The sequence below is a fragment of the Coleofasciculus sp. genome (genome assembly GCF_046539235.1).
Taxonomy (GTDB): Bacteria; Cyanobacteriota; Cyanobacteriia; order Cyanobacteriales; family Coleofasciculaceae; genus Coleofasciculus.
The window spans coordinates 19301-27895 of record NZ_JBKHHI010000026.1; the positions used below are offsets into that span (position 1 = coordinate 19301).

7 protein-coding genes are annotated in these 8595 nt (G+C 48.0%); 6 read left to right on the top strand and 1 reads right to left on the bottom strand.

Going from position 1 to position 8595, the window contains the following annotated elements; translation table 11 throughout:
• Positions 1-156 precede the first annotated feature (156 nt).
• On the top strand, positions 157-1905 hold the full coding sequence (locus tag ACLFWI_RS04465; RefSeq protein ID WP_446411924.1) for a thiamine pyrophosphate-dependent enzyme: 1749 nt from the start codon (positions 157-159) through the stop codon (positions 1903-1905).
• Positions 1906-2110: 205 nt separating this feature from the next.
• On the opposite strand, the gene ACLFWI_RS04470 is transcribed toward ACLFWI_RS04465, so the two are convergent.
• Complete coding sequence (locus ACLFWI_RS04470; protein WP_446406339.1) at positions 2111-3049, bottom strand: hypothetical protein; 939 nt, start codon at positions 3047-3049, stop codon at positions 2111-2113.
• A 372-nt stretch (positions 3050-3421) separates the two neighbouring features.
• Between ACLFWI_RS04470 and ACLFWI_RS04475 the strand changes: the two genes are divergently transcribed.
• The 5 genes from ACLFWI_RS04475 (at position 3422) to folE (ending at position 8199) form a co-directional block, all read left to right on the top strand.
• Positions 3422-4117, top strand: a complete 696-nt coding sequence (locus ACLFWI_RS04475; protein WP_446406360.1) for an aldehyde oxygenase (deformylating) — start codon at positions 3422-3424, stop codon at positions 4115-4117.
• A gap of 284 nt (positions 4118-4401) precedes the next feature.
• Positions 4402-5424, top strand: a complete 1023-nt coding sequence (locus tag ACLFWI_RS04480; RefSeq protein WP_446406338.1) for a long-chain acyl-[acyl-carrier-protein] reductase — start codon at positions 4402-4404, stop codon at positions 5422-5424.
• 19 nt (positions 5425-5443) lie between these two features.
• Complete coding sequence (gene accA / locus ACLFWI_RS04485; RefSeq protein WP_446406337.1) at positions 5444-6421, top strand: acetyl-CoA carboxylase carboxyl transferase subunit alpha; 978 nt, start codon at positions 5444-5446, stop codon at positions 6419-6421.
• A gap of 277 nt (positions 6422-6698) precedes the next feature.
• Entirely contained in the window at positions 6699-7424 is a 726-nt protein-coding gene (locus tag ACLFWI_RS04490) for an SDR family oxidoreductase (protein WP_446411925.1), read from the top strand.
• Positions 7425-7482: 58 nt separating this feature from the next.
• Entirely contained in the window at positions 7483-8199 is a 717-nt protein-coding gene (gene folE, locus ACLFWI_RS04495; RefSeq protein WP_446406335.1) for a GTP cyclohydrolase I FolE, read from the top strand.
• Positions 8200-8595 lie beyond the last annotated feature (396 nt).

The following is an 8595-nucleotide window of genomic DNA, read 5'->3' on the forward strand; positions in this document are numbered from 1 at the left end:
TTAGCAAAATTGCTTTGGCAATCAAACGGATAATTGAGTGGAACACCTCGGATATCCAACATGGCTTTATTGGACACTGATTTTCCCATTACCAAAACCATGGATGCCCAGACGAAATGGGTATGAAAAGAGGAGTATAGTACAAATCAATTAATTATGACAACTGCATCGGATATACTGATTGAAACCCTGCAGAGTTGGGGCGTTGAAGTCATTTTTGGTATGCCAGGTGATGGCATTAATGGCATCATGGAAGCCCTACGCAAACGCCAAGACCAAATCCGCTTTATTCAGGTACGCCATGAAGAAAGCGCCGCATTTATGGCTTGTGCCTATGCAAAATATACGGGCAAGTTAGGCGTTTGCCTTGCCACATCGGGTCCTGGGGGTCTACATTTGCTCAATGGTCTTTATGACGCCAAGATGGATGGTCAACCTGTGCTGGCGATTACAGGTCATCATTACCATGATCTGATTAACACCCATTCCCAGCAAGATGTAGACCTGGACAAGGTGTTCATGGATGTGGCGATTTACAATACGCGGGTGATGGGTCCTGCCCATGTTGAAGGTATCACCAATCTCGCTTGCCGTGCGGCTCTCCAGCATCATGGTGTAGCGCATATCACATTTCCCATTGACTTTCAATCCCAAAGTGCGCCAGACAGAAGCTCACGCCGCAATGTTCTCCATCACTCGTCTGAAGTCTACGCCCGCAGTGCTGGACTCCCGGTACAAGAGGATTTACAACGGGCTGCCGATATTCTCAACACTGGCAAGAAGGTGGCGATTTTGGCAGGTCGCGGTGCGTTAGGGGCAAAGGATGAACTGGAACAACTGGCTGAGACGTTAGGCGCACCGATTGTGAAAGCCTTATTAGGGAAAACCGTGGTTCCCGATCGCAACCCCTATACTACAGGTGGATTAGGATTGATTGGCACCCTACCCTCCCAGGAAGTGATGGAAGAGTGCGATACCCTGCTGATGGTGGGAACAACGTTCCCCTATATGGAGTTTCTGCCTAAACCCGGTCAAGCGCGGGCAATTCAGATTGATCTCGAACCTATCCATATTGGCTTGCGCTATCCGGTGGAAGTGGGTTTGGTGAGTGACTCGCGTCGCACGATTAGCGCCCTGCTACCGATGCTAAACCGCAAGGAAGACCGGAGTTTCCTGGAGAAGGCGCAGGAGAAAACCCAAAAATGGTGGGAGTTAATGGAAGAACGGGGGACTCGTCAGGATCAGCCGATGAAACCGCAAGTTGTCGCCTGGGAGTTGGGGAAACAGTTATCGGATACGGCGATTATCTCCGCCGATTCCGGTACGATTACCACCTGGTCAGCCCGTTACATCCCGGTCAAGCAGGGGCAAATGTACTCCGTATCCGGAACCATGGCATCTATGGCTTGTGGGTTGACATACGCGATCGCCGCCCAAATTGCCTATCCTGACCGTCAGTGTGTGGCCTTTGTGGGTGATGGTGGCTTTTCCATGTTGATGCCAGAGTTTGCCACCTGTGTCAAGTATCAGCTCCCGATCAAAATTATTATCATCAAGAATAATACATTGGGTCAGATTAAATGGGAGCAAATGGTTTTCCTGGGTAATCCCGAATATGGCTGTGAATTGCAACCTATTGATTATGCTGCCTTTGCCCGGGCATGTGGCGGAGTTGGCTTCACCATTGATGACCCCGCCCAATGTGGCGATATCCTAGAGCAGGCATTAAATACACCGGGTCCGGTGATTGTGGAAGCGATCGTTGATCCGTATGAACCGCCGTTTCCGGGCAAAATCAGCCTGGATCAGGCAAGTAAGTTGACTGAATCTCTCGCCCGAGGAGAACCTAATCGCGAGAAGATTGCGCTGACCGTTTTGTCGGATAAGGTAAGAGAACTTCTCTAGTTTGTCTTATGTCATTTGTCATTTGTTATTTGTCCAAAAATTCGGGTCTTCTGGACTTAGTGTGTAGTGCCTAAGTAGCTCAAAACGACTTGAAATCAGGGAACTTCAGGCTAAAGCTCTTACTGTCAAATATTCGGGCAAATCAAACTAACAATTTAGCACACTAACTACGGAAGACCCCTAAACTCCAGTGCGTAACGATTCCTTAATTAGTTTTTGATTGATAGATTTGGCTATACTTTTCAACAACTGAAGCAATGGCTTTGACTCGTCGCATTTGGTCTTTGTAAACACAGTCCCATTCCGTGATGGGCAGGTTTTCTCTAGCACAAATACCTAAGAGTCCTGTAGCTTTGTTGGAACCCGTTTCTAAATCTAACTCATTATTGACATTAAGGTAAAAGGATGCTGTTCTTGCCCAAGCTAGAGCATCAATTCCCCTTAACCCACCCTTTTTGGCGATGGCGAGGGCTTGGGGAAAGTGGCGAGAATGGATGGGCATCGCCTGATTGTATAAATCAGCTACATTGAGTAAAGCCTCTAAATCCCGTTCTGGGTCGATACCCGCTGCATTCAAATCAACTAGATGAGTGGGTAGTCGCGATCGCGATCGCTCTAAACACAGTTGTTCGGCTAAGGCAATATCTCCCCTACTGCGTCCTTGATCACTACAGGGTCCATAATTCGTGACTACATCCCCCCAGGATAAGTTACCCGGATCAGTATGTCCAAAGTAGAACCGGGTTTGCTGAACATAGAGATTGCCATTTTCAATAAACAGGCGATAATTGCCCTCCGCTACCCCAATAGCTACCATCCCTAAAGAGGTTGGCGTCCCAAACAGGGGCTGATAGGTGTTGAGGCTTTGCTTGAGATCGAATGGACGCGAGAGAACCGGAAGAGATTTCTGGGATACCTCCGAGGCGGGAGGAGATTTGGGTAAAGTGAGTAAGGGTAACGGTTGCGGGGGTAAGGTTACAGCTTGAGTCTTACCCGGTGCGATCGCCGTTACTGAGTTCGGGTGACCCTTGTTTGGCTTGGATAGGAAGCTTTGCTCCAGTATGCCAAAGAATAAGGCAGATCCAGCAGCAGTTCCTACTAATCCTAGCCCTGTGACGCGAGATAACCAGACCCAATCAAACATGAATGAGGGATGAATAACTATTCGACTCCACATTCTAGCGTTTCAGCATTCCCGGATGGGAAGGGTGTAGAGACGTAGCATGCTACGTCTCTACCTGACCCTGTTGCCTGTTCCCTGTTGCCTGTTCCCTGACGAAGGAAAAAATCTGTAGCGATTTAGACATTTATCTTTGTTTAATCCTATGCTTTTAATAAATGAATACTGATGATTGAGGGGAGAATTTGCTGTCTAAAGCACTATTGGGCAATACCTCTCACCATATATCATTAATGGGTTAAGTTTTATATAGCGGTTTTGAGCCAACGGTCTAGAATTAGGTTCAAAGCGTTTTTGAAACACGTCTTACTCATGCAAACAGGAGAAAATCTACTGATGCAGCAGCTTACAGTCAGCCAAGAGCTAGATTTCAACAGTGAAACATACAAGGACGCCTATAGCCGCATCAACGCGATCGTGATCGAAGGGGAACAAGAAGCTTATGATAATTACATCCAACTGGCTGAACTGCTACCCGACCAAAAGGATGAGCTAACCAGCCTAGCCAAGATGGAAAACCGCCATAAGAAGGGGTTTCAAGCCTGTGGTCGCAACTTGAGTGTCACAGCGGATATGGAGTTTGCCAAGGAGTATTTCAGCGATTTACACCAAAACTTCCAAACCGCCGCCGCCTCAGGTAATATCGTTACCTGCTTGCTAATTCAATCCCTGATTATTGAATGTTTCGCGATCGCCGCTTATAACATTTACATTCCCGTCGCTGATCCCTTTGCCCGAAAAATCACCGAAGGTGTGGTCAAAGACGAGTACATGCACCTGAATTTTGGCGAAGAGTGGCTCAAGCAGAACTTTGAAGCCTCGAAAACCGAACTCGAACAAGCCAATAAGCAAAACTTGCCCCTGGTTTGGCGGATGCTCAACCAAGTTGAGAAGGATGCTCATATCCTGGGAATGGAAAAAGATGCTCTCGTAGAAGACTTCATGATCGCCTACGGTGAAGCCCTCAGCAACATCGGCTTTACCACCCGTGACATCATGCGGATGTCCGCCTACGGATTGACAGCAGCCTAGCTCAACCTAGATCTAATGGTCTAATGTAGAGACGCGCCATGGCGCGTCTCTACACCTCAGTCAGGGCGGGTTTAGTCACATCCGGGTGAGGCAAGAAACGATAGTAGTGAAACCCGCCCCTACAAACATCACGCGCCATGTCCTCAAGCAAAGCGAAGGGTCAAAACTTAAACCATCACCCCCATCTTCCCTATCTTCCTGATAAGATTTTTTAAAGTCCTTAACAAATTCTTAGTCTAATTTCCCATTTTTCCCTGATTAACAGCCTTACCAGCGAGCAGTAAATGTTTGGTCTTATCGGTCACCTTACCAGTTTGCAACACGCCCAAGCCGTCGCCAGAGATCTGGGCTACCCAGAATATGCTGACCAAGGGTTAGATTTTTGGTGCAGCGCCCCTCCCCAAATCGTGGACACCATTAAGGTGACTAGCCTAACCGGGGAGACGATAGAAGGACGCTATGTGGAATCGTGCTTTTTGCCAGAGATGCTAGCCACGCGCCGGATCAAAGCCGCTATCCGTAAAGTTCTCAATGCGATGGCTCATGCTCAGAAAAACGGCATTGACATTACCGCATTAGGTGGCTTTTCGTCAATTATTTTTGAAGAATTCCACTTATATGAGAAAAGCCAGGTTCGCAATATCAAGTTAGAGTTTGAGCGCTTTACTACAGGTAACACCCACACGGCATATATCCTATGCGCCCAAGTTGAACAAGGGGCGAAAAAGTTGGGTATTGACCTGTCAAAATCTACCGTGGCAGTTTGTGGAGCAACGGGCGATATTGGTAGTGCCGTTTGTCGTTGGCTCAATACCCGCACCGATGTCGCCGAGATTCTCTTAACCGCCCGTAACCAGGAACGATTGCAAGCCTTACAAGATCAATTAGGACGCGGCAAAATCATGGGATTGGAAGAGGCGCTACCCCAAGCGGATATTATTGTCTGGGTGGCGAGTATGTCCAAGGGCATTGACATTGATGCCTCGGTGTTAAAGAAGCCCTGTCTGCTGATTGATGGGGGTTACCCCAAGAATTTAGCCACTAAGTTACAACATCCCGACATTTATGTTCTCAATGGAGGCATTGTCGAGCATTCATTGGATATCGACTGGAAAATTATGCAAATCGTGGAAATGAAAGATCCAGGGCGTCAGCTATTTGCCTGCTTTGCGGAGTCGATGCTCTTAGAATTTGAAAATTGGTATACCAACTTTTCCTGGGGACGGAATCAGATTACGGTAGACAAGATGGAAAAAATTGGACGGGTGTCAATTAAACATGGATTTAGACCGCTGCTGAACGTTTAAGGGATAAAACGACTGACCCATGACCACTGAAAACCGGATTTTTCTGCTGGACTTTGAGAAGCCCCTTTATGAATTAGAGACCCGAATTAACCAAATTCGCGAACTCGCCCAGGAAAACAATGTCGATGTCTCTGACCAAATTCGTCAGTTAGAAGCACGGGCGGTACAATTACGTCAAGAAATTTTTAGTAGTTTATCTCCAGCCCAACGGCTTCAGTTAGCCCGTCACCCCCGGCGTCCGAGTACGCTGGATTATATTCAGGCGATTAGTGATGAATGGATGGAATTACATGGCGATCGCAGGGGCGGTGATGACCCGGCATTAGTCGGTGGGATTGGGCGCTTAGGGGGACGTCCGGTGGTGATGTTAGGGCATCAAAAGGGACGGGATACCAAAGATAATGTGGCGCGGAACTTTGGCATGGCGTCGCCCGGTGGCTACCGTAAGGCGATGCGGCTGATGGAACATGCTAATCGCTTCGGGATGCCGATTTTAACGTTTATTGATACGCCGGGGGCTTGGGCAGGTGTTGAGGCGGAAAAATTAGGTCAGGGGGAAGCGATCGCCTATAATCTTCGGGAAATGTTTCGCTTGGATGTGCCGATTATCTGTACGGTGATTGGCGAAGGCGGATCGGGTGGTGCTTTGGGGATTGGTGTAGGCGATCGCATTCTCATGCTCGAACAAGCCGTTTATACGGTTGCTACTCCCGAAGCCTGTGCCGCGATTCTCTGGAAAGATGCGGCAAAAGCCCCCCAAGCCGCCGCTGCGCTGCGGATAACCGCCTGGGATCTGAAAGATTTAGGAATTTTGGATCAATTAGTGCCTGAACCCTTAGGCAGCGCTCATTCTGACCCCTTAACCGCTGCGGCAACGCTTAAAGCCGCCCTCCGGCAAAATCTGGAAGATTTATCTCGGTTGAGTCCCAAGGAACGCCGGGAGTTACGCTATCAGAAGTTTCGCCATATTGGGGTTTTTACTGAGCTACATGCTTGAAGATGGTTTGAGCGTTACAATAATTAAGGGAATTTTGGCATCCAACTGAAGTAAGCAGGATAAGGGCTGAATTATCCTTCCGACTTCTGCCCTTTTGTCAAGGGAACCCAGATAGTCGTATAATCAGATCTGTAACAATTCTTCACAACTTAGCGTCAGGACGTTAATCCATTCCTGTCACAATTAGGGGTTTGGTAACCAAACCTCTACAGGTCTACATTATGCTCAAGCATAAGTTAACCAGGGAACCCTTGCCGCATCTGAGTTGGAAAATTTTATGACTTCTTCCGTTAAAAAACGTGCCTTGATTACTGGGGCAAGTAGTGGTATTGGCAAAGCTACGGCTTTAGCCTTTGCCAAAGCCGGAATTGATCTGGCATTAGTTAGCCGTTCTCAGGACAAATTAGAGGCAGTAGCCACCGCCGCCCGAAAAGCTGGAGTCAATGCTCAATCCTATCTCCTTGATCTAAATCGACTCGATCAGGTCAAAACTAAAATCGAAGCGATCGCGGCTGACTTTGCCTGCCTGGATATTTTGGTCAACAATGCGGGTATGGGCTATACCGGTACGCTGACGGAAACCCCCTTAGCGGACTGGCAGCAGGTAATGGATCTCAATCTTACCAGTGTATGGCAATGCATTCTTGGTGTTTTACCCACCATGCGTCAGCAGCAACACGGCACAATTATTAATGTGGCATCCATTGCGGGTCAGCAATCGTTTCCCGGTTGGGGCGCCTACAACGTCAGCAAAGCCGGGTTGATTGCCCTATCCAAAACCCTAGCGGCTGAAGAACGCGACAATGGTATTCGGGTGGTGACGGTATGTCCAGGGGCAGTGAATACGCCAATCTGGGATACAGACACCGTAAAAGCCGACTTGAATCGGTCAGCCATGTTAACCCCCGAAATTGTTGCCCAATCTCTTTTGCACGCCGCCTTAATCCCCCAAGCGGCTGTTATCGATTCCCTGACTCTCATGCCCAGTGCCGGAACTCTCTAGAAAGACACCATCCGACCCTCCCATCCAACCTTGTCAAGATTATCAATACTACCTAATTATGACTATTGCTTCCTCCAATGGTTTGAATCGCTCTGACTCTATGACACCCGTGACTGGTAACACCTCCACCACTCAAGTTGAACCCCGACCCGATCGCAATACCCAGAATGGTCAAGAACCTAAGTTACAGATTCCTGGGGAAGCCTCAACCGAAGACATGATGGACGCGGTGCGGACTATACTTTTAGGCGTTGGCGAAGATCCTGAACGCGAGGGATTATTGAAAACACCAAAACGAGTCGCGGAAGCCATGCGCTTCTTGACGGGTGGCTACAATCAGTCCCTAGAAGAATTGGTAAATGGGGCGATTTTTGATGAAGGTCACAACGAAATGGTGTTAGTGCGGGATATTAATTTCTTTAGCCTGTGTGAACACCACATGCTGCCATTTATGGGACGGGCGCACGTTGCTTATATTCCCAATCAGAAAGTTGTGGGACTGAGTAAGTTAGCGCGTGTTGTGGAAATGTATACACGGCGCCTACAAGTTCAGGAACGCCTAACCCGCCAGATTGCCGAAGCCATTCAAACTATTTTAGAACCCCAGGGAGTGGCTGTAGTCATGGAAGCGACTCACATGTGTATGGTTATGCGGGGGGTACAGAAACCCGGTTCCTGGACAGTAACCAGCGCCATGGTGGGTGTGTTCCAAGAGGAACAGAAAACTCGTGAAGAGTTTCTCAATTTAATTCGCCATCAACCCAGTTTTATGTAGTTCAGGGTAAATGGTTTCACGGGATTTGGAAAACCTCTCTGGAAAACCTCTCTCCTACAAGGAGAGAGGCTTTGAATTCTCCCCCTTCCGTCCCCCTTTAGATCCCCCTTCCGTCCCCCTATTTGATCCTATCCCTTACTCGCATCTTTCTTAACAATCCTGAAAGCCTTGTTTCACAAGGCTTTCAGGATTGATTCATTCCACTAGACTTGACAAATAAGCAAAAACCATTATTGACAAAAATCAAGTTTTATTGAGAATTGGCTATGTAGGAATGGGGGTTGGAGAGGGCGAGAGCGATCGCTCTCGCTAATGTTAAGAAAGATGTGAGTAATGCATAGCTTTTTAAGGGGGATTTAGGGGGATCTAAACGGTAAGTGAAGTTTTGAGATTAAG

Excerpts from the sequence above, each read along its gene's own strand:
- ACLFWI_RS04465 (WP_446411924.1), top strand. The coding sequence starts at position 157 with ATGACAACTGCATCGGATATACTGATTGAAACCCTGCAGAGTTGGGGC.
- ACLFWI_RS04470 (WP_446406339.1), bottom strand. The coding sequence starts at position 3,049 with ATGTTTGATTGGGTCTGGTTATCTCGCGTCACAGGGCTAGGATTAGTA.
- ACLFWI_RS04475 (WP_446406360.1), top strand. The coding sequence starts at position 3,422 with ATGCAGCAGCTTACAGTCAGCCAAGAGCTAGATTTCAACAGTGAAACA.
- ACLFWI_RS04480 (WP_446406338.1), top strand. The coding sequence starts at position 4,402 with ATGTTTGGTCTTATCGGTCACCTTACCAGTTTGCAACACGCCCAAGCC.
- accA (WP_446406337.1), top strand. The coding sequence starts at position 5,444 with ATGACCACTGAAAACCGGATTTTTCTGCTGGACTTTGAGAAGCCCCTT.
- ACLFWI_RS04490 (WP_446411925.1), top strand. The coding sequence starts at position 6,699 with ATGACTTCTTCCGTTAAAAAACGTGCCTTGATTACTGGGGCAAGTAGT.
- folE (WP_446406335.1), top strand. The coding sequence starts at position 7,483 with ATGACTATTGCTTCCTCCAATGGTTTGAATCGCTCTGACTCTATGACA.